This window comes from Kitasatospora sp. NPDC093679, from assembly GCF_040683455.1.
Taxonomy (GTDB): domain Bacteria; phylum Actinomycetota; class Actinomycetes; order Streptomycetales; family Streptomycetaceae; genus Kitasatospora; species Kitasatospora arboriphila.
In genome coordinates this window covers 1-1,014 of sequence record NZ_JBFBDW010000125.1, presented here as the reverse complement: position 1 = coordinate 1,014, position 1,014 = coordinate 1, and the positions used below count along the sequence as shown (strand labels likewise).

General features: G+C 72.0%; 2 protein-coding genes. Both read left to right on the top strand.

What is annotated here, in order from left to right:
• On the top strand, positions 1 to 342 hold a 342-nt coding region (locus AB0O09_RS38760), incomplete at its 5' end, for an EfeM/EfeO family lipoprotein (RefSeq protein WP_363550526.1).
• Positions 343 to 370: 28 nt separating this feature from the next.
• Positions 371 to 1,014 (top strand): Dyp-type peroxidase domain-containing protein (locus AB0O09_RS38755; protein ID WP_363550523.1); only part of this gene is annotated, 644 nt, incomplete at its 3' end.

Genomic DNA, 1,014 nt, shown 5'->3' with positions numbered 1-1,014 from the left:
AAGGAGCTGCTGGACGAGGTCTCCAAGAACAAGATCACCGGTGAGGAGGACCGCTACTCCCACACCGACCTGTCGGACTTCGCCGCCAACGTCGAGGGCGCCGCCAAGGCCTACCAGCTCCTGAAGCCTGTGGTCGCCGACAAGGAGCAGGCCCTCGCCACGGCTCTTGACGGCCAGTTCGCCGCGATCCAGGCACTGCTCGGCAAGTACAAGCAGGCCGACGGCACCTACACCTCCTACGACAAGATCACCGAGCCGGAGCGCAAGGCCTTCTCTGACGCGGTGAACTCCCTGGGCGAGCCGCTGTCGAAGCTGGCCGCAGCCGTCGTCGCCGCCAAGTAACCCAGCACCGAGACGGACGGGACCGCCCATGGCCACCGAACAGCCCGAGCCCGCCACGCAACGGCTGGCCGCCGCGCCGAGCCGGCGCGCCGTCATCGGCTGGGCCGGTGCCGGCCTGGCCATGGGCGGCGCCGCAGCCGCCTCGATCACCGCGGCCGTACGCGCCGACGGCGCGCACGCCGCCCCGGACCCCGGGACCATCGCATTCTACGGCGACCACCAGTCCGGCATCGCCACGCCCGTCCAGGACCGGCTGCACTTCGCCGCGTTCGACGTGATCACCAAGGACCGCGAGGCCCTGGTGAAGATGCTGAAGGAGTGGACGAAGGCGGCCGCCGCGATGACCGCGGCGCGCGAGGTCGGCGCCGGCGCGACCGGCGGCCTCCCGGAGGCTCCGCCGGACGACACCGGTGAGGCGCTCGGCCTGCCCGCGTCGCGGCTGACCCTGACCGTCGGCTTCGGCCCGACGCTCTTCGAGAAGGACGGCGAGGACCGGTTCGGCATCAAGGCGAAGCGGCCCGAGGCCCTCGTCGACCTGCCGAAGTTCCCCGGCGACCGGCTGGAGGCGAACCGCACCGGCGGCGACATCTGCGTCCAGGCCTGCGCCGACGACCCGCAGGTCGCCGTGCACGCGATCCGCAACCTGGCCCGGATCGGCATGGGCGTGGTCAA